General features: G+C 75.4%; 23 protein-coding genes. 12 read left to right on the top strand and 11 right to left on the bottom strand.

The genetic code is table 11. The annotated features are described in order from the left end of the window. Window positions 1-45 precede the first annotated feature (45 nt). The 3 genes from ACWIZO_RS05865 to ACWIZO_RS05875 all read left to right on the top strand — a co-directional run bounded on the left by ACWIZO_RS05865 (window position 46) and on the right by ACWIZO_RS05875 (window position 2225). Window positions 46-810, top strand: a complete 765-nt coding sequence (locus ACWIZO_RS05865; RefSeq protein ID WP_448641570.1) for a class E sortase — start codon at window positions 46-48, stop codon at window positions 808-810. Between the two features lie 10 nt (window positions 811-820). Beyond that, window positions 821-985: a hypothetical protein gene (locus ACWIZO_RS05870; protein ID WP_448641571.1), complete on the top strand. Its 165-nt coding sequence runs from the start codon at window positions 821-823 to the stop codon at window positions 983-985. 112 nt (window positions 986-1097) lie between these two features. Next, window positions 1098-2225 carry an NDMA-dependent alcohol dehydrogenase gene (locus ACWIZO_RS05875; RefSeq protein WP_448641572.1) on the top strand — a complete coding sequence of 376 codons (1128 nt, stop codon included), beginning with the start codon at window positions 1098-1100 and terminating at the stop codon, window positions 2223-2225. A gap of 72 nt (window positions 2226-2297) precedes the next feature. Here ACWIZO_RS05875 and ACWIZO_RS05880 read toward each other — a convergent pair whose 3' ends face one another. Continuing rightward, window positions 2298-3998, bottom strand: a complete 1701-nt coding sequence (locus ACWIZO_RS05880) for an AMP-binding protein (RefSeq protein WP_448641573.1) — start codon at window positions 3996-3998, stop codon at window positions 2298-2300. 173 nt (window positions 3999-4171) lie between these two features. Here ACWIZO_RS05880 and ACWIZO_RS05885 point away from each other — a divergent pair, with 173 nt between their 5' ends. Further along, window positions 4172-5029, top strand: coding sequence for a LuxR C-terminal-related transcriptional regulator (locus ACWIZO_RS05885; RefSeq protein WP_448641574.1), 858 nt, complete (start codon window positions 4172-4174; stop codon window positions 5027-5029). Between the two features lie 35 nt (window positions 5030-5064). Here ACWIZO_RS05885 and ACWIZO_RS05890 read toward each other — a convergent pair whose 3' ends face one another. The 3 genes from ACWIZO_RS05890 to ACWIZO_RS05900 form a co-directional block, all read right to left on the bottom strand. Then, a complete protein-coding gene (locus tag ACWIZO_RS05890) occupies window positions 5065-6942 on the bottom strand; it encodes an AAA family ATPase (protein ID WP_448641575.1) in 1878 nt (625 codons plus the stop codon). 94 nt (window positions 6943-7036) lie between these two features. Then, window positions 7037-8176: an NDMA-dependent alcohol dehydrogenase gene (locus ACWIZO_RS05895; RefSeq protein ID WP_448641576.1), complete on the bottom strand. Its 1140-nt coding sequence runs from the start codon at window positions 8174-8176 to the stop codon at window positions 7037-7039. A gap of 136 nt (window positions 8177-8312) precedes the next feature. Beyond that, window positions 8313-8678, bottom strand: coding sequence for a nuclear transport factor 2 family protein (locus ACWIZO_RS05900; RefSeq protein WP_448641577.1), 366 nt, complete (start codon window positions 8676-8678; stop codon window positions 8313-8315). Between the two features lie 70 nt (window positions 8679-8748). Between ACWIZO_RS05900 and ACWIZO_RS05905 the strand changes: the two genes are divergently transcribed. Further along, complete coding sequence (locus ACWIZO_RS05905; protein WP_448641578.1) at window positions 8749-9732, top strand: LysR family transcriptional regulator; 984 nt, start codon at window positions 8749-8751, stop codon at window positions 9730-9732. On the opposite strand, the gene ACWIZO_RS05910 is transcribed toward ACWIZO_RS05905, so the two are convergent. The 5 genes from ACWIZO_RS05910 to ACWIZO_RS05930 all read right to left on the bottom strand — a co-directional run bounded on the left by ACWIZO_RS05910 (window position 9707) and on the right by ACWIZO_RS05930 (window position 14785). After that, a complete protein-coding gene (locus ACWIZO_RS05910) occupies window positions 9707-10288 on the bottom strand; it encodes an MOSC domain-containing protein (protein WP_448641579.1) in 582 nt (193 codons plus the stop codon). The two genes, ACWIZO_RS05905 and ACWIZO_RS05910, sit on opposite strands and share 26 nt — an antisense overlap. Window positions 10289-10384: 96 nt before the next feature. Beyond that, window positions 10385-11506: an XdhC family protein gene (locus ACWIZO_RS05915; RefSeq protein WP_448641580.1), complete on the bottom strand. Its 1122-nt coding sequence runs from the start codon at window positions 11504-11506 to the stop codon at window positions 10385-10387. A gap of 29 nt (window positions 11507-11535) precedes the next feature. Beyond that, window positions 11536-12618 carry a vWA domain-containing protein gene (locus tag ACWIZO_RS05920; protein WP_448641581.1) on the bottom strand — a complete coding sequence of 361 codons (1083 nt, stop codon included), beginning with the start codon at window positions 12616-12618 and terminating at the stop codon, window positions 11536-11538. Between the two features lie 88 nt (window positions 12619-12706). Continuing rightward, window positions 12707-13621: an AAA family ATPase gene (locus tag ACWIZO_RS05925; protein ID WP_446757819.1), complete on the bottom strand. Its 915-nt coding sequence runs from the start codon at window positions 13619-13621 to the stop codon at window positions 12707-12709. Window positions 13622-13774: 153 nt separating this feature from the next. Beyond that, the gene (locus tag ACWIZO_RS05930) at window positions 13775-14785 is read right to left on the bottom strand and encodes a PRC and DUF2382 domain-containing protein (protein ID WP_448641582.1); all 1011 of its coding nucleotides are present in this window, start codon (window positions 14783-14785) and stop codon (window positions 13775-13777) included. Between the two features lie 347 nt (window positions 14786-15132). Between ACWIZO_RS05930 and ACWIZO_RS05935 the strand changes: the two genes are divergently transcribed. Beyond that, entirely contained in the window at window positions 15133-15942 is an 810-nt protein-coding gene (locus ACWIZO_RS05935; RefSeq protein WP_448641583.1) for a DUF3097 domain-containing protein, read from the top strand. An 83-nt stretch (window positions 15943-16025) separates the two neighbouring features. Here ACWIZO_RS05935 and ACWIZO_RS05940 read toward each other — a convergent pair whose 3' ends face one another. Beyond that, the gene (locus tag ACWIZO_RS05940; protein ID WP_448641584.1) at window positions 16026-16865 is read right to left on the bottom strand and encodes an aldo/keto reductase; all 840 of its coding nucleotides are present in this window, start codon (window positions 16863-16865) and stop codon (window positions 16026-16028) included. A 101-nt stretch (window positions 16866-16966) separates the two neighbouring features. After that, window positions 16967-18226, bottom strand: coding sequence for an MFS transporter (locus tag ACWIZO_RS05945; protein ID WP_448641585.1), 1260 nt, complete (start codon window positions 18224-18226; stop codon window positions 16967-16969). Between the two features lie 240 nt (window positions 18227-18466). Here ACWIZO_RS05945 and ACWIZO_RS05950 point away from each other — a divergent pair, with 240 nt between their 5' ends. From ACWIZO_RS05950 to ACWIZO_RS05975, 6 genes are all read left to right on the top strand, one after another. Continuing rightward, window positions 18467-19309 carry a hypothetical protein gene (locus ACWIZO_RS05950; RefSeq protein ID WP_448641586.1) on the top strand — a complete coding sequence of 281 codons (843 nt, stop codon included), beginning with the start codon at window positions 18467-18469 and terminating at the stop codon, window positions 19307-19309. A 109-nt stretch (window positions 19310-19418) separates the two neighbouring features. Further along, a complete protein-coding gene (gene moaA, locus ACWIZO_RS05955; protein WP_448641587.1) occupies window positions 19419-20480 on the top strand; it encodes a GTP 3',8-cyclase MoaA in 1062 nt (353 codons plus the stop codon). 4 nt (window positions 20481-20484) lie between these two features. Beyond that, the gene (locus tag ACWIZO_RS05960; protein WP_448641588.1) at window positions 20485-20727 is read left to right on the top strand and encodes a MoaD/ThiS family protein; all 243 of its coding nucleotides are present in this window, start codon (window positions 20485-20487) and stop codon (window positions 20725-20727) included. 69 nt (window positions 20728-20796) lie between these two features. Continuing rightward, entirely contained in the window at window positions 20797-22185 is a 1389-nt protein-coding gene (locus ACWIZO_RS05965; RefSeq protein WP_448641589.1) for a hemolysin family protein, read from the top strand. Continuing rightward, window positions 22178-23227 carry a hemolysin family protein gene (locus tag ACWIZO_RS05970; RefSeq protein WP_448641590.1) on the top strand — a complete coding sequence of 350 codons (1050 nt, stop codon included), beginning with the start codon at window positions 22178-22180 and terminating at the stop codon, window positions 23225-23227. Before ACWIZO_RS05965 ends, ACWIZO_RS05970 begins: the two co-directional genes overlap by 8 nt. After that, window positions 23224-23442 (top strand): hypothetical protein, encoded by a 219-nt coding sequence (locus ACWIZO_RS05975; protein ID WP_446757830.1) that lies wholly within the window; start codon window positions 23224-23226, stop codon window positions 23440-23442. The genes ACWIZO_RS05970 and ACWIZO_RS05975 overlap by 4 nt, the downstream gene beginning before the upstream one ends.

The following is a 23442-nucleotide window of genomic DNA, read 5'->3' on the forward strand; positions in this document are numbered from 1 at the left end:
TCGCGGACCCGGTCACGGCCGCACGGCTGGCATCGTGGTCGCGCCATGGCAGTCGCTCCCCCGCTCGCCCGCCACCGGGGCGACGCGTGGCGCACGCTCGCCGGTGGCCTGGGCCAGACGCTGGTCACCCTCGGCGTCGTCTGCCTGCTCTACGTCGTCTACCAGCTGTGGGTCACCGACCTGTTCGCCGCGCGCGACCAGGACCTGCTCGCCGACCGGCTGCAGGGCGAGTGGTCCGCGTCCGGGACCGCGCCGGCGGCGCCGGCCCCGCCGGCGGCCGTGGGCGTGGGTGAGCCGTTCGTGGTGCTGCACGTGCCGCGGCTCGGCGAGGACTGGTCGCGCGTGGTGCTCGAGGGCACCGCCGAGGACCAGCTGTCGCAGGGCCCCGGCCACTACGTCGGGACGGCGCTGCCCGGCCAGCAGGGCAACGCCGCGTTCGCCGGCCACCGGGTGGGCCGCGGCTCGCCGTTCCTCGACCTCGACGCGATGCGGCCCGGCGACCCGATCGTCGTCGAGACCGCCGACGGGTGGTTCACCTACCGGGTGCTCGGCGACCCGGTCACCGGCGACGTCACCGCGGACCCCAGTGGCATCCCGGGCGTGGAGGTGGTGTCGCCGTCGCAGACGGAGGTCATCGCGCCGACGCCGGACGACCCGGAGGCCGGCCCCACCGGCGCCTACCTGACGATCACCACCTGCCACCCCCGCTACTCGGCGCGGCAGCGGCTGGTCGTGCACGCCGTCCTCGACGGCCCGGGCGTGAGCAGGGCACAGGCACCCGACGGGCCGCCGGCCCTGACCGAGGGCTGAGGAGGAGCGCGTGTACCGCTGGATCTGGCGCCACCTGCCGGGGAGGACGGCGAGCCGGGCGGCCCTCTCGCTGCTGCTCGCGCTGGCCGCGTGTGCGCTGCTGCTGTTCGTCGTCTTCCCCTGGGTGGAGCCGCACCTGCCCTTCAGCGCGGTGACCGTCGACCCCGGCCGCTGAGCGTCCCGCCGCGGGCGACTTGACGACGGTTCCGTCCCGAATGAGTCTGTGGCGCGGCGCACACGCGCCGGGACCCGGCCGACGAGGGCCGGGCCGGACGGAGGGACGAGGGTTGAAGACCAAGGGCGCGATCCTGTGGGGTGTCGGCGAGGAGTGGTCGGTCGAGGAGATCGAGCTGGGCGACCCCAGGGAGGGTGAGGTCCAGGTCCAGCTGGCCGCCTCGGGTCTGTGCCACAGCGACGAGCACCTGGTCACCGGCGGCACGCCCGTCGCCTTCTACCCCGTGATCGGCGGGCACGAGGGGTCCGGCGTCGTCACCAAGGTGGGCCCGGGCGTCACCGGGCTGCAGGAGGGCGACCACGTCGTCACCGCGTTCATCCCCGCCTGCGGGCAGTGCCCGCCGTGCTCGAAGGGGATGCAGAACCTCTGCGACCTGGGCGCGAACCTGCTGGCCGGGACGGCGATCTCCGACGGCAGCTACCGCGTGCAGGCCCGCGGCAAGGACGTCATCCCGATGTGCCTGCTCGGCACGTTCTCCCCGTACATCACCGTGCACCAGGCGTCGGTGGTGAAGATCGAGCCGGACATCCCGCTGGAGATCGCCGCGCTGGTCGGCTGCGGCGTCACCACCGGCTGGGGCTCGGCCACCAAGGTCGCCGACGTCCGCCCGGGCGAGAACGTCGTCGTCATGGGCGCCGGCGGTGTCGGCATGAACGCCGTCCAGGGCGCGGCCGCGGCCGGCGCCAAGCGGGTCATGGTCATCGAGCCGGTGGCCCGCAAGCGCGAGTGGGCGATGGACCTGGGTGCCACGCACACCTTCGAGTCCGCCGAGGAGGCCACCGAGAGGGTCAACGAGCTGACCTGGGGCCGGATGGCCGACAAGACGATCATCACCGTCGGCGACATCCAGGGCGAGGACATCCAGACCGCGTTGAGCCTGACCGGGAAGGGCGGCCGCGCCGTCGTCACCGGCATGGGCAACGCGGCCAACACCGACGTCAAGCTCAGCCTGTTCGAGCTGACGCTGCTGCAGAAGGACCTGCAGGGCGCCATCTTCGGCGGCCTGGCCCCGCGCGCGGCGATCCCCGAGCTGCTCAGCCTCTACCAGGAGGGCCAGCTCAAGCTCGACGACCTGGTGACCACGCGGTACTCCCTCGAGGACATCAACCAGGGCTACCAGGACATGCGCGACGGCAAGAACATCCGCGGGATGGTCGTCTACACCGACGCCGACCGCTGACCCCTCCCCCCGCCGACGCCGTCGTGCTCTGCCCACGGGTGTGGGCAGAGCACCACGGCCGCGGCGAGGACCTCAGCTCCCCCGCAGCTCCGGGAAGTCGGTGTCGGCGTAGTCGGTGCCGGTGCCCCGCGGCGCCGCGTGCTCCTCGCGCTCGCGCAGCTCGACCCGGCGGATCTTCCCGGAGACCGTCTTGGGCAGCTCCGCGAACTCCACCCGGCGCACCCGCAGGAACGGCGCCAGCCGCTCGCGGGCGTGCCGCAGCACCGCCAGCGCCGTCTCCGGGCCCGGCTCCCAGCCCGGCGCGAGGGTGACGTAGGCCTTCGGGACGGCGGCCCGCACCGGGTCGGGCACCGGGACGACGGCGGCCTCGACCACCGCCGGGTGCTCGATGAGCACGCTCTCCAGCTCGAACGGGCTGATCTTGTAGTCGCTGGCCTTGAAGACGTCGTCGGTGCGCCCGACGTAGGTGATGTAGCCGTCGGTGTCCCGGGTCGCGACGTCGCCGGTGTGGTAGTAGCCGCCGGCCATCGCCTCGGCCGCCCGCTCGGGGTCGCCCTGGTAGCCGGTCATCAGGCTCAGCGGCTCCTGGGAGAGGTCCAGGCAGATCTCGCCGTCGTCGCCCTGCTGCCCGGTGATCGGGTCGACGAGCACCACGGGGACGCCGGGCAGCGGCCGCCCCATCGAGCCGGGCCGGACCTGCGCGCCGGGCGGGTTGCCCACCGACGCCGTCGTCTCGGTCTGCCCGTAGCCGTCGCGCAGGGTGAGCCCCCAGTGCCGCTGCACCTGGGTGATGACCTCGGGGTTGAGCGGTTCCCCGGCGGCGATGACCTCGCGCAGCTGCCCCGGCCCGCCCGACAGGTCGGCCTGGATGAGCATCCGCCAGACCGTCGGCGGCGCGCAGAAGGTGGTGATCCCGGCGCTGCGGATGCGCTCGAGCATCGCCGTCGCGTCGAAGCGCCGGTAGTTGGCCAGGTAGACGGTGGCCTCGGCCGCCCACGGCGCGAAGAAGCAGCTCCACGCGTGCTTGGCCCACCCGGGCGAGCTGATGTTGAGGTGCACGTCGCCGGGCTGCAGGCCCAGCCAGTACATCGTCGACAGGTGCCCGACGGGGTAGCTGACCTGGGTGTGCTCGACGAGCTTGGGCCGGCTGGTCGTGCCGCTGGTGAAGTAGAGCAGCAGCGGGTCGCCGGGGTCGGTGCCCGGGTGGCCCAGCGGCCGGTCGGGGGCGGCGGCGGAGTCGGCGTAGGGCGCCCAGCCGGCGGGCTCGCCCCCCACCGCGATGCGGCCGTAGTCGCCGGGGACGTCGTCGAACTTGGCCGCCTCGGCGGCGTCGACGACCACGTGCCGGGCGCCGGTGCGGCCGATGCGGTCGGTGAGGTCGGCGGGCGGGAGGGCCGTGGTGGTGGGCAGGATGACCGCCCCGAGCTTCATGACGGCGAGCATCGACTCCCACAGCTCGACCCGGTTGCCGAGCATGAGGACGACGCGGTCGCCCCGCTGCACGCCGCGCTCGCGCAACCAGGCCGCCACCTGGTCCGAGCGGCGGGACAGCTCGGCGAAGGACCACCGGCCCTCGCTGCCGTCGTCCTCGGAGATCACCAGCCCCGGTCGCTCGACGCCGCGGGCGATCTCGTCGAACCAGTCGACCGCCCAGTTGAAGGGCCCCTCGATCGCCGGCCAGCGGAACTCGGCCGCGGCCTTCGCGGAGTCGCCACGCAGGGCGAGCAGCTGGTCGCGGGCGGCGCGGTAGGCGGAGGTGGCAGGCCCGGGCATCGCGGCCTCCTCGTCGTCGTCGGGGTGCGTTCCCGGCATGGTCGGCGAGACCTCCCCCGCCCCGCCACCCCCGATCGCGCCGGACCCGGCGGCCCTCGGGCCGCGCCGGCGATCCCCCCTCCCGAGCTGCGCTAACGTGACCGGGGTCACCGCCCGTGAGCGAGGAGGTCCGCGTGCCCCTGCCGGCCGCCGCGCGCCCCGACGACCGCGACGTGCTGCGCGCCGCCGTCCGCGAGGTCCGGGCGACCTCCGGGATGAGCGTCGCCTTCGCCGGCCCGGCCGGGTCGGGCAGCGTCCGCATCGCCGAGCTGCTGGGCGGGCGCACGCGGTACCTGCGGGGCCTCGAGGTGCGCTCGGGCGCCGGGCTGGGCGGCCGGGTGCTGCAGGAGGGCCGGCCGGCCGGGGTGGAGGACTACGGCCGCGCCCTCGACATCACGCACGACTACGACGGCCCGGTGTTCGCCGAGGGGCTCCGCACGGTGGCCGCCGTCCCCGTGCTGGTCGACGGCCGGCCGCGGGCGGTGCTCTACGCCGCCAGCCGGGAGGGCGGCTCGGTCGGCGACCGGGTGCGCGACGCGCTGGCCCGGGCGGCCGCCCGCATGGCCACCGAGCTCGCCGTGCGCGACGAGGTCGACCGCCGGCTGGCGGTGGTGGCCGCCGTCCCCTCCGGGACGCCGGCGGCGGAGGACCCCGCCCGGTGGGAGGAGGTCCGCGCGGTGCACGCCGACCTGCGGCTGGCCGCGCAGGCCACCGACGACGCCGCCCTGCGCGACCGGCTGCTGTCGGCCTGCACCCGCCTGGCCGCCCTCGGCGCCGCCGGGGACCCGCCGGCGAGCGTGCACCTGTCGGGCCGCGAGGTCGACGTCCTCACCCAGGTGGCGCTGGGCTGCAGCAACCGGGAGACCGCCGCGCGGCTGTCGCTGCGCCCGGAGACGGTGAAGAGCTACCTGGGCTCGGCGATGACCAAGCTCGACGCGCACACCCGCCTGGAGGCCGTCGTCCGAGCCCGCCGGCTGGGCCTGCTGCCCTAGCCGCAGCCGGCCGCACGTGCCGCTGCCCGACCGGCTCAGCCCAGCAGGCGGGTCAGCGCCGGGCCGAGGTCGCGCACGGTGCGCACCATCTGCGCCGTCCCCCCGCCGCGGGCCGCGAGCGCGCGGGCGGCCTCCTCGGCCTCGGGCGTGGGCAGCGGGCACAGCACGTGCAGCCGGTCGATGCCGCCGAGCGCCGACTCCGGCGGGTCGCCGGTGGTGTGCAGGCAGTCCGACAGCAGGACGACGACCCGCTCGTCGGCGACGTCGGCGGCCAGCTGCAGGCGGGCGGCGCGCAGCGCGGCGGCCAGGTCGGTCATGCCGTGCCCGCGCAGGCCGACCAGGTGCGTGACGACGTCCTCGGCGGCCCGCCGGTGCCCGGAGCGCTGCACGACGTCGACGTCCCGGCCGAAGGTGATCAGGCTCGTGCGCAGCTTCTCGTCGCCGGTGAGGACGACGCCGGCCGCGGCCACCGCCGCGATCGCCACGCCCAGGCCGGTCATCGACCCGGAGGTGTCGACGGCCAGGCACACCGCCCGCCGGTGCCCCGTCCACCGGCGGGTGACCAGGTCGCCGGGCTCGAGCGGGGTGCCGAGGTCCCACCGGTCGAGGGTGCGGTCGAGGTCGAGGTCGCCGTCGCCGCGGTGGTCGGGCACCAGCCGCCGGGTCCCGCGGGTGCGGGCGCGGCCCACCCGCCCGACCTGCACGAACACCCGGCCGGCCAGCCGCCGGGCCGCCGCGCGCAGCTCGCGGTCGGTGGCCGCGGCCAGGTCGGTGAGCAGCGCGGCCGCCGCGTCGGCGTCCTCGGCCATCAGCGCGGCGAAGGCGTCCTCGTCGAGCTCCCCGACCTCCGGGCTGACCTCCTCGAACGCCTCGTGCCGGGCGGCCATCTCCCGGCGGCTGGTCTGCCGGCGCGCGCCACCGGACCGGCGGTCGCGGCGCAGCGAGGAGGGGGGGTCCGTGCCCGCCGGAGCGTCCGGCGGGCTATCGGCTTTTCCCTGACCACCTGCGTCCGCGGGCTCGGCGGCGGGGGCGTCCTGCTCGTCGGGCGGTGGCGGACCCGTCTCGGGCCAGACGTCGTCGAGGATGTCGTCGATGACCGCCTCGGGCGTCCGCTCGACGCCCTCGGCGATGCGGATGCGCCCCGACAGCGCGGCGTAGGCGGCGTCGCGGGCGGTCTCGCGGGCACCCTCGGCACCGAGGCCGGACTGCCCGCGGACGTCGAGCAGGCCGCCGAGCAGCAGCACCAGGTCGGTGGCGCCGCGCACCGAGGAGCCCATCCGCACGTCGCGGTGCTCGCGGGAGGCGCGCACCAGCCGGACGGCCAGGCCGATGAGCGCCGGCGGCGCCCCGGTGACCGCCCCGACGATCGCCCGCTCGGCCGCGGCGTCCTGGTAGCCGAGGACGACCCGGCACATCCGGTCGGCGATGGCCTGACCGACCCGCGCGGTCCCGATGGCGTCGAAGGGGTTCATCGCCGCGATCAGGCGGAAGCCGGCCGCCGCCCGCACGTGCCCGAGCCGGGGCACGGTGATCTCGCCCTCGGTGAGCACCGTGATGAGGACGTTGAGCGTCTCCTCGGGGATCCGGTTGAGCTCCTCGAGGTAGAGCAGCCCGTGCCCGCGCATCGCCGTGAGCAGCGGCCCGTCGGTGAAGCTGTCGGGCACGTACCCCTCGGCGAGCACGGCGGCGGGGTCGTACTGGCCGATGAGCCGGGCCGGGGTCAGCTCCGCGTTGCCCTCGACGAAGACGACCTCCTGGCCGGCGTCGGCCGCGATCGCCCGCAGCAGCGTGGACTTGCCCGTGCCCGGCGGCCCCTCGAGGACGACGTGCCGGTTGGTCCGCAGCGCGACGGTGAGCACCTCGCGCTCCCGCCGCAGCCCGATGACCGGGTGCGGCCCGGCCGGTGCGCTCACGCGGTCCTCTCCTGGTCGTGCGGGGGCTGCACACCCGCGGCGTCGGTCACGCCCCTGAGTGTGCAGCCCCCGGTGTGCCCGGCGTCACCCGGGCTCAGGCCGGCGTGCCCTCCAGCGGCGCGGTGTCGTAGACGATCACGCCGCGGATGTTCTTGCCGTTGACCAGGTCCTCGTAGCCCTCGTTGACCTGGTCGAGGGTGTAGGTCTTGGTGATCAGCTCGTCGAGCTTGAGGTCGCCGGACTGGTAGAGCTCGATCATCTTCGGGATGTCGTGGAACGGGTCGCCCGAGCCGAACAGGCTGCCCTTCACGGTCTTCTCGAACAGGGTGAGCAGCGAGCTGCTGAGCTCGATGTTGGTCTTCGTCGGGTCGGCCAGGCCGGTGATGACCGCCGTGCCGCCCTTGCGGATGGTGTTCACCGCGTCGGTGACGACCTTCGCGTCAACGACGCCCACGGTGATGATGGCCTTGTCCGCACCGACGCCGCGGGTGAGCTCCTGGACCAGCTCCTGCGCCTCCTCGGCGGTCTCGCAGCTGTGCGTGGCGCCCATCTGCTCGGCGGCCTCGCGCTTGTTGGGCAGCGGGTCGACGGCGACGACGTTGCGCGCCCCGGCCAGCGCCGCGCCCTGCACGCTGTTGATCCCGATGCCGCCGATGCCGTAGATGACGATCGTGTCGCCGGGCTCGGTGGCCGCCGCGTGCACCGCCGAGCCCCAGCCGGTCGGGACGCCGCAGCCGATGAGCACGACCTTGTCCAGCGGCAGGTCGGGGTCGACCTTGACCGCGGAGTTCTCGCTGATGACGGCGCGCTCGGAGAACGTGCCGAGCATGCACATGCCGCCGTAGTCCTGGCCGTCGTCGTCGTGGAAGCGGAAGGTGCCGTCGGGCAGGTTGCCGACGAGGATCGAGGCGCCCATGTCGCAGAGGTTGGACTTCCCCGTCGAGCACCAGCGGCAGTGGCCGCACACCGGCAGGAACGAGCAGACGACGTGGTCGCCGGGCTGCAGCCGGGTGACGCCGGGCCCGACCTTCTCGATCACCCCGGCGCCCTCGTGCCCGCCGACGATGGGGAACTGCGGGACGATGTCGCCGTGCCGCAGGTGCTCGTCGGAGTGGCACAGGCCGGCCGCGACGTAGCGGATGAGCACCTCACCGGCCTTGGGCTCGTCGAGCTCCAGCTCGGTGATCTCGAACGGCTGCCCGACGTCCCGCAGCACGGCTGCCCTGGTCTTCATCGATCCCTCCAGTCCCCGGCACCCGCGGGCACCGGCTCGGCTCCTCGGAGACGCGGCAGACCGTCGCCACCGGAGGTCCATCGTTCGACCCCGCCTGTGACGCAGGCCACCCCCGGACGGGGGGAGGTGCGGGTGCTCAGGACGGGCGGCCCCCCAGCAGCGGCCGCGGGTCGAAGGTGACCCGGATCCGCGAGATCCGCCCGTCCTCGACGTGGATCCAGTTGGCCGTGGGCGCCGGCGGCGCGACCGAGGTGTGCAGGTCGAACCAGGTGAGGACGTCGGGGCCGTCGACGAAGCGGTGCCGGACGACGACGTCGGTGAGCAGGCGCTCGCGCATGCCGCGCAGACCGGCGACGCACGCGTCGGCGTCGTCAGCGGTGCCCAGCGGGCCCTCGAAGGTGGCGTCGTCGGCGAGGGCGCTGCGCAGGGTGGCGAAGTCCCCGTCCACCCAGCAGCGGAAGTAGGTCTCGGCCAGTGCGGCGGGCGTGCGGTCGGTGTCCATGCCCTCACGCTGCCCGCGCGGGAGCCATGCGTCCAAGACGCGGTCGTGTTCACTGCCATAACCTCCGGTTGTGGAACTGCACCAGTTGCGCTACCTCGTCGCCGTCTGCGAGGAGGGCAGCTACACGCGTGCGGCGGCCCGCGAGCACGTGGCCCAGCCCGCGGTGAGCGCCGCGCTGGGCGGCCTGGAGCGGGAGCTCGGGGTGACCCTGCTGGAGCGCGGCCGGCACGGCGCCCGCCCCACCGAGGCCGGCCGGGCCGTCCTGGCGCACGCCCGGGCCGCGCTGGCCGCCGTCTCCGGCGCGCGGCACGTCGCCGACGAGCTCACCGGGCTGCTGCGCGGCCGGGTGCAGGTGGGCATGGTCGTCGGCTGCACCTCCGAGGTGCTCGCCGACCTGCTGGCCGACTTCACCGGCGCCCACCCGGCGGTGGAGGTCGCGCTGGAGGAGGGCGGCAGCGACGAGCTGCTGGCGCGTCTGGCCGGCGGCGAGCTGGACCTGGCCTGGGTCGGGCGGGCCGGGCCGCCGCCGGCCGGGATCGAGACCGCGGTGCTGTACGAGGAGGAGCAGGTGGCGGTCGTCCCCGCCGCGGAGGAGCAGGCCGGCCGCCTGCCGCTGGCCGAGCTGGCCGGACGGCGGCTGGTCGCACTCCCGCGCGGCACCGGCGGGCGGACGGCGCTGGACGAGGCCTGCGCCCGGGCCGGCGTGGTCCCCGCCGTCGCCTGCGAGGCCACGGGCCTGGAGATGGTGCTCCGGCTGGCCGCCCGCGGGCTGGGGACCGGGCTGGTGCCGGCCTCGGTGGCCGCGGCCCACGGCGGGGCGGTGGCGGCTCGGCCGCTGGACCCGCCCGTGCGCTCGCGCATCGAGCTGGCGTGGCGCGCCGGCGGGCCGGCGTCCCCGGCCGGACGGGCGCTGGTGGCCGTCGCCCGGGAGCACGTGGCCCGGGAGCACGTGGCCCGGGAGCACGTGGCCCGGGAGCACGTGGCCCGGGAGCACGTGGCCCGGGAGCACGTCGCGCGGCCGGCCGGGGTCAGCGCGGCCGGGGCACCGGCCTGACGGCGTCCCCGGCGCGGGCCGGGTCCAGCGGCACGGCGCTGGTCAGGACAGCGGGGCCCAGCCGCAGGACGCCGTCCGACAGGGGCGTGCAGCGCACGCCGCCGCGTCCGCGCATCCCGCGGTGCGCGCCCGGCGCGAGCACGGTGTCCAGCCAGGCGCAGGGGTTGGCCGGGCGGCCGCCCTGCAACAGCACCACGCCCTCGCCGCAGTCGAGGGCGAACCGCTCGCCGCGCAGCGCCTCGACCTCGGCGCCGCGCAGCACCACGTTGCGGCGGGTCAGCAGCGGGTCGAGGGGGCCGGCGCCGAGCTCGGCGGCCAGCGCCTCCACCGACTCGGCGGCCAGCACGGTCACCGCGGCGTCGCGGTGCGCGGGCCGCCCGGCGTAGCGGTCGCCGACGATGCCGTGCCCGGCGCGGACCTCGACGTGGTCCACCCGGTCGCCGTCCTGGGGCGGGACGGCGCCGCCCGGCCGCCCGTCGTACCGGTGCACCGGTGAGACCAGCAGCCCGACGACCTCCACGTCGTACCGGTGCGGCAACCCGAGGGACTCGCTCACCCTCCCCTCGTGATCACCGGCAGGTGGCTGCCCGACACCCGGCCCCCACGGCCACCCGCCGATGATCACGGCGGTCTCCAGCCCGCCAACGGTCGCTCAGCGATCGGCGGTGCGGTGGATCGGGCCCTCGATCCCGGTCAGCCGCTCGCCCGTGCCGCCCCACCGCCCGGCGATGATCTCCGCGGCGATCGACACGGCGGTCTCCTCCGGCGTGCGCGCGCCCAGGTCCAGCCCGATCGGGGAGGACAGCCGGGCCACCTCGTCCTCGGCCAGCCCGGCCTCGCGCAGCCGGTCGAGCCGCTCCTCGTGGGTGCGCCGCGAGCCCATCGCGCCGACGTAGGCCACCGGCAGCCGCAGCGCGACCTCCAGCAGCGGCACGTCGAACTTCGGGTCGTGGGTGAGCACGCAGAGCACGGTGCGCTCGTCGATCCGCCCGGCGTCGACCTCGGCCTGCAGGTAGCGGTGCGGCCACTCGACGACGACCTCGTGCGCGTCGGGGAAGCGGCGGGCGGTGGCGAACACCGGCCGGGCGTCGCACACGGTCACCCGGTAGCCGAGGAACGCCCCGACCCGGGCGACGGCGGCCGCGAAGTCGATCGCGCCGAACACCACCATCCGCGCCGGCGGGGCGAAGGAGGAGACGAACAGCGTCAGCTCGTCGCCGCGCCGCTCGCCGTCGTGGCCGTAGGTCAGCGTCCCGGTGCGGCCCGCGGCGAGCATGCCCCGGGCGTCGTCGGCGACGGCGGCGTCCAGGCGCTGCAGACCGAGGGTGCCGGAACTGCGGTCGGGCCAGAGCACCAGCCGCTTGCCGAGCCGGTCCTCCGGCCCGCGGACGACGGTGACGACGGCGACCGGCTCGTGCCGGCCCACCGACTCGGCGATCTCGCCCAGCTCGGGGAACGACTCGCGCGAGACCGGCTCGACGAACACGTCGAGGATGCCGCCGCAGGTCAGGCCGACGGCGAAGGCGTCGTCATCGCTCACGCCGTACCGCTCGAGGGTGGGGACGCCGGTCTCGACGACGTCCTTGGCCTCCTCGTACACCGCCCCCTCGACGCAGCCGCCGGAGACGCTGCCCACCGCCGTCCCGTCGGGACCCACCAGCATCGACGCCCCGGCCGGCCGCGGCGCCGAGCGCCAGGTGGCCACCACCGTCCCCATCCCGACCGTCTCGCCGGCCTGCCACCAGCCGACCAGGTCCTCCAGCACGTCCCGCACCGTCGTCCACCTCTCTGCCGCCCACCTGCTCAGGCACGGGAGATCACTCCCGACAGCTCCTCGAACGCCGCCAGGCTGTGCCCGGAGACGAACACGTCCACCGACGGCAGCGCGGCCTGCATCCCGCCGGTCAACGGCTCGTAGCCGGCCCGGCCCTTGTGCGGGTTGACCCACACGACGGCGTGCGCGAGCCGGCGCAGCCGCGCCATCTGCTCACGCAGCAGGTCGGGGCTGCCGCGCTCCCACCCGTCGCTGCACACGACGACGATCGCGCCGCGGGCGGTGCCGCGCTGGCCCCAGCGGTCGAGGAAGGCCTTGAGCACCTCGCCGAGCCGGGTGCCGCCCGACCAGTCGGGGATGGCGTCGCCGCTCGCCGCGAGCGCCCGGTCGGGGTCGCGCAGCCGCAGCTCCCGGGTGACCCGGGTGAGCCGGGTGCCCACGGTGAACACCTCGGTGGAGGACGGCCGGGCGCGCACCGCGGCGTGCGCGAAGCGCAGCAGCGCGTCGGCGTAGGGCGCCATCGAGCCCGAGACGTCGACCAGCAGCACCACCCGCCGCGGCCGGGGCCGGGCCCGCCGGTGCAGCAGCCGGGCCACCTCGCCGCCGTCGCGCAGCGCCCGCCGCACGGTGCGCGAGGCGTGCACCGCGCCGTGGTGGCTGGGCCGGCGCCGCCGGGACGGGCGCATCGGCGCCGCCGGGACCAGCAGCGCGAACAGCCGGCGCAGGTGCTCGCGCTCGGCGACGGTGAGGTCGGCGACGTCGCGGTGGCGCAGGACCTCGTTCCCGCTGGCCTGGGCGGCCAGGTCGGGGGCGTCCTCGCCCTCCTCGCCGGTGCCCGCACCCGCGTCCACGGGAGCCGAGGCGGCCAGGGTCGGCGGCTGCTGCGCCACCGACGCGGTGCGGCGGGGCGTCTCGCCGGCGAAGTACGCGGCGAAGGCGGCGTCGTAGCGGTCGAGGTCGTCGGGGCCCGCGCACAGCGTCAGGCGCCCGGCCCAGTAGACGGCGGTGGCGTCCAGGACGTCGAGCGCCGAGACCGCCGACAGCATCGCCTCCACCCGGTCCGGCGAGGCCGCGACACCGGCCGCCCGCAGCGTCCGCGCGAACCCCAGCACCGTGGTGACGACGTCGTGACGTGCTGGAACGGCCCCGTCCGGAGGTTCGGGCCGAGCCTGCGCGGCGTGAGGGGGAGGGGGTCCTCCGTCAGCCGCCACCGAACAGCGCTCCGCGGGCGAGGGAGTGCACCCGGTCGGTGTCCTCGCGGTACTTGAGCACCGCGCCGAGCGTGCGGGCGGCGAGGTCGGGGTCGAGGTCGCGCGCGCCGAGGGTGTGCAGCGCCGTGGCCCAGTCCATGGCCTCGGCCACGCCCGGCGGCTTGAGCAGGTCGAGGGTGCGCAGCGTCGCCGCCGCCCGGGCCACCTCGCGGGCCAGCTGCTCGGTGACCTCGGGCAGCCGGGTGCGCAGGATGGCGACCTCGCGGTCGAAGTCGGGGTGCTGCAGCCAGTGGTAGAGGCAGCGGCGCTTGAGCGCGTCGTGCACCTCGCGGGTGCGGTTGCTGGTCAGCACCACCAGCGGGGGCACCTCCGCGCGGACGGTGCCCAGCTCGGGGATCGAGATGGTGAAGTCGGAGAGGACCTCGAGCAGGAACGCCTCGAACTCGTCGTCGGCCCGGTCGACCTCGTCGACGAGCAGCACGCTCGGGGCGTCCTCGAGGGCCTGCAGCAGCGGCCGGGCCAGCAGGAAGCGGCGGTCGTAGAGCGAGGCCTCCAGCGACTCGGTGTCCCCGGTGGCGTGCGCGGCCTCCGCGGCGCGCAGGTGCAGCAGCTGGCGGCCGAAGTCCCAGTCGTAGAGCGCCTGGCTGGCCTCCAGCCCCTCGTAGCACTGCAGCCGGTACAGCGGGCGGCCGGTGACCTCGGCCAGCGCCCGCGCCAGCGCCGTCTTGCCCACGCCCGCCTCGCCCTCGAGGAAGAGCGGACGCCGCATGACCAGCGCGAGGTAGGCGGCGGTCGCCAGCCCCTCGTCGGGGAGGTAGCCGGTCTGCCGGAGCGCGGCGGCCAGCTCGTCGGGGCCGCCGGGCAGGCCGTCGGTCGCGGTGGGCGCTGCCGTGGTCTCGGTCACGCGCCGAGCATCCCACCTGCGTCAGCGGGGGACACACCGCCGACCGGACCGGTCGGACGGCCTACGCCCACACGGCGCGACGGCCGGCCGGAGGGTGTCCTCCGGCCGGCCGTCGCGGTCAGGTGCTGCAGTTCCCCCGCAGGGGGTGGTACCTCAGCGCCCGATCTTGCCGTCGTTGTCGCGGTCGAGGGCGTCCTTGGCCTTCTGCACCAGGCCGCGGTCGTCGTGACCCGTGGTCCCGGTCGTGGTGCCGGTGCCGGCGACGCCGGTCTGGCCGCCGTCGACCTCGATCTGCTCCTTGCGCACGTCGCCGCTGACGGTCTCCTGACCGGTCACGGTCTCGGTGTCGAGGCGGACCCGCTCGACCGGCGTGGCCTCCTTGGAGACGACGGGACGCTCGGCGTGCAGCGTGACCTCGTGCTCCTCCTCGGAGATGGCCGGCCCGTCCATCGCGCTGGGCATGTTGGCGTCGGTGATCGGCTCGCGCTCGACCCGGACCTCCTCGCGCGAGACCGGCACGGTCTCGGTCACGTTCTCGGTCACCACGTACTTGCGCAGCCGCGCCTTGCCGGCCTCGACGCGCTGGGTGCCCACGTTGAGGTGCTCCTCGGAGCGGGTCATGGCGCTGTCGGTGGTGGGACCGGAGGTATCGCGGCCCACGGCGCGGCCCTGGACGTCGTCGTAGACGCCGTCGCCGTCGCGGTCGCGGCTGGTGCCCGTGGTGGCCATCCCGGCGGTCCCGGCCGTGCCGGCGGTCCCGGCCATCCCGGCGGTCCCGGTCGTCCCGGCGGTGCCCGTCGTGGTCTGCGTGGTCTCGGTGGTGGACTGCGTGCCCATGCCGGTGCCCGTGCCGCTGCCGAGGCCGTAGTACCGGTACAGCTCCTGCTCCTCCTGCGGGGACAGGTGGCCGTCGGTGTCGATCCGCGGGGCGTCCTTGACCTGGGCCTTGCTCACGCGGACGCGCAGGCCGTCGTTGGTCAGGTCCGCGTCACGCAGCGGGACGAAGGACTCCTTGGTGCCGAACAGACCGGTGCGCACCGTGGCCCACTCCGGCTGACCGGTCTCGTCGTCGAGGTAGACCTCCGAAGCCGAACCGATCTTGTCGCCCGACTCGTCGTAGACGTCCTGTCCGATCACACGGCTGATGGTGTCGGTGCCGATCATCGTCGTTCTCGCTCCCATCTGAGCTCTGGTGGAACGGTCGGGTGGATGGGTGACCAGGCACGACGGACCGAAACGGCCGGATTGGATCTTCCTTCGGGCAGGGGCACTGCGTGACCGTCCCCGCGGTGTGCGGATGGGGCTGACCACGACTCGTTCGTACGGCATAAGCCCAGCTCAACGGCTCGTCGGGCACACGGGACGCTGTACCCGACGGCGCCCGGCCGCCCGCGACGAACAATGACGGAGCGCGATCACCGCCATGCCCGGGCGTGTCGCACTCCACTCGGCGACACCCCGTCCCGGCGCGTCTCCCCGGGGAGCGAGCCGTCATCGCGTCTCCTGGGGGCGTGCCGCCGCGTTCCCCCTATGACGACCTGGTGCACTCGCGCACCGTCAAGAAGCCGCCGCCGCAGGTCGCCGCCGAGCGCGACCTCGTGGTCGAGGACCCGAGCTCCGGCTTCGTCGGCGCCGTCGTCCGCTGCGAGAAGGACGTCGTCCACCTCGAGGACCGCCGCGGGCGCGTGCGCGCCTACCCCCTGGGCCCGGGCTTCTGGGTCGACGGCCGGCCGGTCGCGCTCGTGCGCCCGACACCGGAGGGCCCGGCGACGCCGACCCGCAGCGCGTCCGGCTCGACGTACGTGGCCGGGGCGCGGGCGCGCGTGGCCCGTGAGGGCCGGATCTACGTGGAGGGCAAGCACGACGCCGAGCTGGTCGAGAAGGTCTGGGGCCACGACCTGCGCATCGAGGGCGTCGTCGTGGAGCCGCTGCACGGCGTCGACGACCTGCCCGGCATCGTCCGGGAGTTCCGCCCGTCGTCGGTACGGCGGCTGGGTGTGCTGGTCGACCACCTGGTGCGCGGGTCGAAGGAGTCGCGGATCGCCGAGCGGGTGACCGGGGAGCACGCGCTCGTCGTGGGCCACCCGTTCATCGACATCTGGCAGGCGGTCAAGCCCTCGGTCGTCGGCATCCGCGAGTGGCCGACGGTGCCCAGGGGCGAGGACTGGAAGACCGGCGTCTGCCGCCGGCTGGGCTGGGAGGACGACACCGGCTACGTCTGGGCGCAGCGCGTCCTCGCCCGCGTGCGCACCTGGACCGACCTGGAGCCCGCGCTGATCGGCCGCGTCGAGGAGCTCATCGACTTCATCACCACCGAGTAGGCCCCCAGCTGACGATCACGGCGCCGTGACCGTCCCGGAGAGGTCTTCCGGTGGTCACGGCGCCATGGTCGCGGGGGCGTCCCTCAGCGGGGCACGTAGTCGAAGGTGTCGGGGTCGGGGCCGGTGCGCTCGCCGCGGTCGAGGCCGGTGATCGTCGCCATCTGGCCCTGGTCGAGCTCGAAGTCGAACAGCGCGAAGTTCTCCTCGACGCGGCTGCGGGTCACCGACTTGGGGAAGACGACGTCGCCGCGCTGCACGTGCCACCGGAGCACGACCTGCGCCGGCGTGCGGCCCAGCCCCTCGGCGATCGCGGTGATCGCCGGGTCGTCGAGCACCTTGCCCTGCGCGATCGGCGACCAGGCCTCGGTGACGATCTCGTGGTCGGCGTCGAACACCCGGAGCTCGTCGTTGGCGAGGTAGGGGTGCGCCTCGATCTGGTTGACCGCCGGCCGCACCTGCGTCTCGCCGAAGAGCCGCCGCAGGTGGTGGGCCTGGAAGTTGGAGACGCCGATCGCCCGGCAGCGACCCGACGCGTAGATCTCCTCCATGGCCTTCCAGGTCTCGACGTAGTCGACGTCGATGGTCGGCAGCGGCCAGTGGACCAGGAAGAGGTCCAGCTGGTCGAAGCCCAGGTCGGCCAGCGTCTGGTCGAAGGCGCGCAGGGCGTCGTCGTGGCGGTGGAAGCCGTTGTTCAGCTTGCTGGTGACGAACACCTCCGACCGGTCGATCCCCGACTCGCGGACCGCCTGGCCGACCTCCTTCTCGTTGCCGTACATCTCGGCGGTGTCGATGTGGCGGTAGCCGACCTCGAGTGCGGTGCGGACGGCCGCGGCGGTCTCCTCCGGCGGGATCTGGTAGACGCCGAAGCCCAGCTGCGGGATCTCGACGCCGTTGTTCAGGGCGATGGTGGGCACGGGTGCCACGGGGCCTCCTGGTGGGTCCGCAGAGGGGGTCTGCGGAGTGGGGTCTGCGGACGGCGGGCGGCGCGCCACCCGGTGGCACGCGATCTCCCCGCCCGCTGCGCCTACCCGCCGACCGCGTCCTCAACCGGTGCCGGGGCACCCTCGCCCGGTGCAGCCGCGGGTGCCCGGCCCAGCAGCGGCGCCCCGGCCAGGGAGAGGAGCGCGGCCGCAGCGGCCGCCAGCGCCGGGACGGCGAACGCCGCCTGCGCGCCCCAGGCGTCGACCGCCGCGCCGGCCAGCGCCGACCCGGCCGTGACGCCGAGGGTGAGCCCGGTGTTGGTCCACGCCAGCGCCTCGGTCAGCGCCGCGCGGGGCACCCGCGACTCGACCAGCGAGGCCCCGGAGACCAGCACGGGCGCGACGGCGAGCCCGGCGAGGAACCCGGCACCGACCAGCAGCGGGAGGGAGCTGACCGCCCACAGCCCCTGCGCGGCCAGCCCGAAGGCGACGGCGGTGGCCAGGAAGCGGGCCGCCAGCGTGCCGCGCAGCCGGGCGACGCCGTAGGCCAGGCCGGCCAGCAGGCTCCCGCCGGCGTAGAGGGCCAGCGCCAGGCCGGCCAGCGCGGGCACGCCCTGCTCCTCGGCGAACCCCACGACGACGACGTCCATCGCGCCGAAGACCGTGCCCACGCCCAGGAAGCCGGCGCAGACGACGAGCACCGCCGGCCCGAGCGCAGCCGCCCGCCCGTGCCGCTGGCCGGCCGCGACCGGCACGACCGCGGGCTCGGTGCCGCGCTGGCGGGCCAGCCACAGCCCGCCGACCGTGCCGAGCACGATGCCGGTGGTGAAGCCGGCGGCCGGGGCCACCATGGTGCCCAGCACGGTCACCAGCGGCGGGCCGACGACGAAGACGACCTCGTCGACCACGGCCTCGAAGGCGAACGCGGTCTGCCGCCGCTCGGCGTCGGCCAGGGCGGCGGCCCACCGGGCCCGCACCATCGCCCCGATGTTGGGCAGGCTCGCGCCGGTGAGCGCGGCGAGGAGGAACCAGCTCCAGCGCGGCGCGTCGAGGACCACCACCCCGACGAAGGACAGGCCGGTGACCAGGTAGGCGGCCATGGCCGGCCGCAGCGCGGCACCCTGGCCGCGCCGGTCCATGGCCCGCGACCACTGCGGCCCGGCCACCGACGCCGACAGCGCCAGGGTCCCGGAGACGGCGCCGGCCAGCGCGTAGCTCCCCGACTCCCCCTCCACGAGCAGCACCGCACCGAGGCCCAGCATCGGCAGCGGCAGGCGGGCGACCCAGCCGGCCAGGGAGAACCACGCGGCCCCCGGGACGGCGAACAGACGGGCGTAGGGCCTGAAGACGGTGCGGGGTGACACGGGCTCTCTCGCGCTTCCTGGCCACAGGCGAGTGCGGATCCGTCCGCCGGCTCCTCGGGTGGCGTCCCCGACGGTAACCAACCGCTCCCGCGTCGTCGTCCCGGTTTGTCGACACCGCGTGTCCCGGAGCGGTACATGAAAATTCATGTACTCTCCGCCACGACCCGCTCACCGACGATGAGGAGCCCTGTGGCCCCCACCTCCCGGCAGCCCGCGTCCCGCCCGCTGCCCCTCCGCGCCGTGCCCCTCCGCGCCGTGCTCGTCGCGCTGCTCGCCGCGCTGTCCGCCCTGCTCGCGCCCGGCACCGCGTGGGCCGGCGGCGACGACGGCGGCACCGCGGCCGGCAGCGCCGGCGGCGACTTCGCGGTCACCGTCAACGGCCGGACCCACGACCCCGCCGCCGGCCGCGAGGTCCGCCTGCAGGGCGTGACGCCGACCGGTCCGATCACCGTGCGCGGCGTGCACGTCACGTACAGGATCGACCCCGCGACGCTGGGTGTCTACGACTACACGCTGACCGGTGCGCCGAGCCCCGAGCGCATGGTCACCGCGCCGACCGTCGTCTTCGCCTCGAAGGTCCCCGTGCTGACCGCCGCGCAGCTGCGCGACGTCCGGATCAGCGACCTGCGGCTGCGCGACGACGTCCTCGTCGCCGAGTTCACCACCGCCGCCGGCAAGTTCAAGATCCAGTCGAAGGACGCCCCCCAGGGCGGCATCTTCCAGATGGAGCAGGAGTTCGGCACCGCCGTCGAGTTCGTGCACACCCTCGGCGCCGGCGTCTTCTACTTCGTGAACGAGTACACCGGCAAGGTCAACTTCGGGAACGGGATCGCCGCCGACGCCACCCACCGGATGCTGCTCGGCAAGGACAGCCCCCAGGTGGCCACCAAGCTGTCGCAGACGGCGACGACGACGCGCTGGTCGGTCGCCTCGGGCGGCCGCATGGGCGGCGTGCTCGGTGAGGACGCGATCGAGCTGTCGGCCGGTGCCACCAACTGCACCACCGACTGCCAGGCCCAGAACCGGGTCCAGGGCGACCTGGTCGTGCCGCAGGACCCGACCGACCCCACCCCGATCGGCTGACACCCGGCTGATCTGCACTCCCCCGACGGGGGCGGCCCGCACCCGGGTCGCCCCCGTCGCCGTGTCCGGGGGCGGCGCGGCCGGGCCCGACGCCACTACATTCGCTGGTGTGACCTCCCCCAGCCCCCTGCCCGACCCGGTGGTGCGCCGCCCGGCGCTCCCCGCCACCGCGCCCGGCAGCGGCGGGCTGGTCGACCGGCACGGCCGGGTCGCCACCGACCTGCGGGTCTCGCTGACCGACCGCTGCAACCTGCGCTGCACCTACTGCATGCCGGCCGAGGGGCTGCAGTGGCTGCCCAAGATCGAGCAGCTCACCGACGACGAGGTCGCCCGCCTGGTCCGCATCGGCGTGGAGCGGCTGGGCATCCGGGAGGTCCGGTTCACCGGCGGGGAGCCGCTGCTGCGTCCCGGGCTCCCGGGCATCGTCGCGGCGGCCACCGCGCTGACCCCCCGACCCGAGGTCAGCCTGACGACCAACGCCATCGGGCTGTCCCGGACGGCCCCGGCCCTGGCCGCGGCCGGCCTGGACCGGATCAACGTCAGCCTCGACACCCTCGACCGCGAGCGGTTCCGGACGCTGACCCACCGCGACCGGCTCGACGACGTCCTCGCCGGCCTGCAGGCGGCCCAGGACGCCGGGCTCACCCCGGTGAAGGTCAACGCCGTCCTGCTGCACGGCCTCAACGACGTCGACGCGGTGCCCCTGCTCGACTTCTGCCTCGAGCACGGCTACCAGCTGCGGTTCATCGAGCAGATGCCGCTGGACGCCCACCACGCCTGGACCCGGGGCCGGATGGTCACCGCCGAGGACGTCCTCGAGCGGCTGTCGGCCGCCCACACGCTCACCCCCGACACCGAGGAGCGCGGCTCCGCCCCGGCCGAGCGCTGGCTGGTCGACGGCGGCCCGGCCACGGTCGGGATCATCGCCTCGGTCACCCGCTCGTTCTGCGGCGCCTGCGACCGCACCCGGCTCACCGCCGACGGCCAGATCCGCAACTGCCTGTTCGCCCGCGAGGAGTCCGACCTGCGGACGGCGATGCGCGAGGGCGCCACCGACGACGAGCTGGCCGACCGCTGGCGGATCGCCACGCTGGCCAAGCTGCCCGGCCACGGCATCGACGACCCGGCCTTCCTGCAGCCGACCCGCCCCATGTCGGCGATCGGGGGCTGAGCCGGTGACCGTCACCGTGCGCTACTTCGCCGGCGCCCGCGCCGCGGCCGGCGTCGACACCGAGACCTGCGCGGCCGGCACCCTCGAGGAGCTGGTCGGCCGGATCGTGGACACCCACGGCGAGCGGCTCGAGCGCGTGCTCACCGCCTGCTCGTTCCTCGTCGACGGAACGCAGACGCGCGATCGCTCGTTGCAGCTGGCACCCGGGGCGGTCGTCGACGTGCTGCCCCCCTTCGCCGGAGGATGACCGCGCCCCTGTGAGCCTGCCTCACCATACGAGCCGTCCCCCGTCCCACCTCCGTCCCCGGACCACCGCATGACCGAGTGGTTGCTCGTCCTCGTCGGTGTCGTGCTGGTCCTCGCCTGTGCCGGCTTCGTGGCCTTCGAGTTCGCCCTGGTGACCGTCGACCGGGCCACCGTGGAGCGCGAGGCGGCCGCGGGCACCCGCGGCGCGCCGGGCGTGCTCGCCGCGCTGCGCACCCTGTCCACCCAGCTGTCGGGCGCCCAGCTCGGCATCACCGTGACCAACCTGGCCATCGGCTTCGTCGCCGAGCCCTCGATCGCCGCCCTGCTGCGGGGGCCGCTGGAGTCCGTGGGCCTGTCCGGCGCCGCGGCCCGGTCGGTGTCGATCACCCTGGCGCTGGTCCTGGCCACGGTCCTCACCATGGTGTTCGGCGAGCTGGTCCCGAAGAACCTCGCGATCAGCGACCCGCTGCGCACCGCGCGGGCGGTCGCGGGCTTCCAGCGGGGCTTCACCCGCGCCACGGCGCTGGTGATCCGCCTGCTCAACGGCTGGGCGGACGCGGTGCTGCGCCGGCTGTTCGGGGTGGAGCCCCAGGAGGAGCTGGCCTCGGCCCGCTCCCCCGAGGAGCTGACCTCCCTGGTCCGCCGCTCGGGCCGGCAGGGCACGCTGCCGGCCGAGACCGCGGTGCTGCTCGAGCGCGGCCTGGCCTTCGGCGAGCTGCGGGCCAGCGACGCCGCCACCCCGCGCACCCGGATGACCACGGTCGATGCCGGGGAGTCCGTCGCCGCGGTGCTCACCGCCGCCCGCGACTCCGGGCACTCGCGCTTCCCGGTCGTGTCCGCCGGCGGCGTCGACGACGTCGTCGGGATGGTGCACGTCAAGCACGCCCTCGCCGTCGCCCGCGACCGGCGGGGGGCCACCCCGGTGTCGGCGGTCATGCTGCCGGCGCTGTTCGTCCCGACCTCGCGCCGCCTCGACGACCTGCTCGGCGACCTGCGCCGCGGCGGCCTGCAGATGGCCGTCGTCGTCGACGAGTACGGCGGCACCGACGGCGTGGTGACCGTCGAGGACCTGGTCGAGGAGCTGGTCGGCGACCTCACCGACGAGTACGACACCGAGGCCGGTGACGACGTCGTCGACCGCGGCGACGGCACCTGGTCGGTCTCGGGCCTGCTGCGGCCCGACGAGGTGGCCGCGGCCACCGGCCTGGCCGTCCCCGCCGACCGGCACTGGGAGACCCTCGGCGGGCTGGTGCTGCACGTCCTGGGCCGCATCCCCGACGTCGGCGACCGGATCGAGGCCCGCCCCACGCTGCCGCCGGAGCTGGCCGCCGAGGCCGAGGGGCTGCCGGCCGGCGTGTGGGTGCGGGTCGACCGGGTCGACGGCACCCGGGTGGAGCGCGCCGTCGTCGGCGGCCTGCCCGCCACCACCGGCGACGAGGAGGAGGACGACCGTGGGTGACTGGGTCGGCGTCCTCGTCGCGGTCGTGCTGCTGCTGGCCAACGCGTTCTTCGTCGGCGCGGAGTTCGCGCTGGTCTCCGCGCGCCGCTCCTCGATCGAGCCGCTGGCCGAGGCCGGCTCGCGCCGCGCCCGGACGACGCTGGCGGCGATGGAGCGGGTCTCGCTCATGATGGCCGGCGCCCAGCTGGGCATCACCGTGTGCTCGCTGGGTCTGGGCGCCATCGGCGAGCCCGCGGTCGCCCACCTGCTCGAGCCGGTGTTCGAGCTGCTCGCCGTCCCCGAGGCGCTGGTGCACCCGATCGCCTTCGTCATCGCGCTGACCGTCGTCGTCGCGCTGCACGTGGTGATCGGCGAGATGGTGCCCAAGAACCTCGCCCTGGCCGGCCCGGACCGCGCCGCACTGGCGCTGGCGCCGCCGCTGGCCGGCGTCGTCACCGTGCTCAAGCCCGTGATCGTCGCGCTCAACGCGCTGGCCAACGGCGTGCTGCGGCTGCTGCGCGTCCAGCCCCGCGACGAGGTCACCAGCGCGTTCACCCGCGACGAGGTGGCCGGGCTGATCGACGAGTCGCGCGCCGGCGGGCTGCTCGACCAGCGCGGCCACGAGCTGCTCACCGGCGCGCTGGGCCTGGAGGACCGCGACACCCGCTCGGTGCTCATCCCCCGCGCGGCGCTGACCGTCGTCGGCCCGGGGGACGACACCGCCGCCGTCGAGCGGGCGGCCGCGGCCACCGGGTTCTCCCGCTTCCCGGTGGCCGACGGCGAGCGGCTGCTCGGCTACGTGCACGTCAAGGACGTGCTGGTGGCCGACGGCGCACCGGACTCCCGGGTCCGCGACATCACCCGGCCGCTGCCGCGGGTCGCCGCCGCCGACGACCTGCGCCGCACCCTCGGGGTCATGCAGGCCGGGCGCGCGCAGCTCGCCGCGGTCACCGACGGGGGCCGGGTGGTCGGCGTGGTGGCACTGGAGGACATCCTGGAGGAGCTGGTCGGCGAGATCCGGGACGCCGCACACCGGGGTTCGGAGAGGACGGGGCTGCGATGAGCTTTCTCGACAGGGCGAAGGCGAAGGCCGAGGAGCTGCTCGGCCGGGCCGAGGAGGTCTACGGGCAGTCGCACGGCGACGCCGCCGCGCAGGTGGCCGGTGAGGCGCACCGGCTCGAGGCCGAGGTCGAGCTGGAGGAGGAGCGCGGGCACGAGGCCGCGCCCGGCTCCGGCGCGGCCCGCCCCACCGACGAGGACGGCCGCACCGTCGGCTGA

This window comes from Geodermatophilus sp. URMC 63, from assembly GCF_053502565.1.

Bases quoted from the DNA above. Each gene is read 5' to 3' on its own strand.
- ACWIZO_RS05975 (WP_446757830.1), top strand. From the start codon at position 23,224: ATGAGCTTTCTCGACAGGGCGAAGGCGAAGGCCGAGGAGCTGCTCGGC.
- ACWIZO_RS05865 (WP_448641570.1), top strand. From the start codon at position 46: ATGGCAGTCGCTCCCCCGCTCGCCCGCCACCGGGGCGACGCGTGGCGC.
- ACWIZO_RS05895 (WP_448641576.1), bottom strand. From the start codon at position 8,176: ATGAAGACCAGGGCAGCCGTGCTGCGGGACGTCGGGCAGCCGTTCGAG.
- ACWIZO_RS05880 (WP_448641573.1), bottom strand. From the start codon at position 3,998: ATGCCCGGGCCTGCCACCTCCGCCTACCGCGCCGCCCGCGACCAGCTG.
- ACWIZO_RS05900 (WP_448641577.1), bottom strand. From the start codon at position 8,678: ATGGACACCGACCGCACGCCCGCCGCACTGGCCGAGACCTACTTCCGC.
- ACWIZO_RS05965 (WP_448641589.1), top strand. From the start codon at position 20,797: ATGACCGAGTGGTTGCTCGTCCTCGTCGGTGTCGTGCTGGTCCTCGCC.
- ACWIZO_RS05930 (WP_448641582.1), bottom strand. From the start codon at position 14,785: ATGATCGGCACCGACACCATCAGCCGTGTGATCGGACAGGACGTCTAC.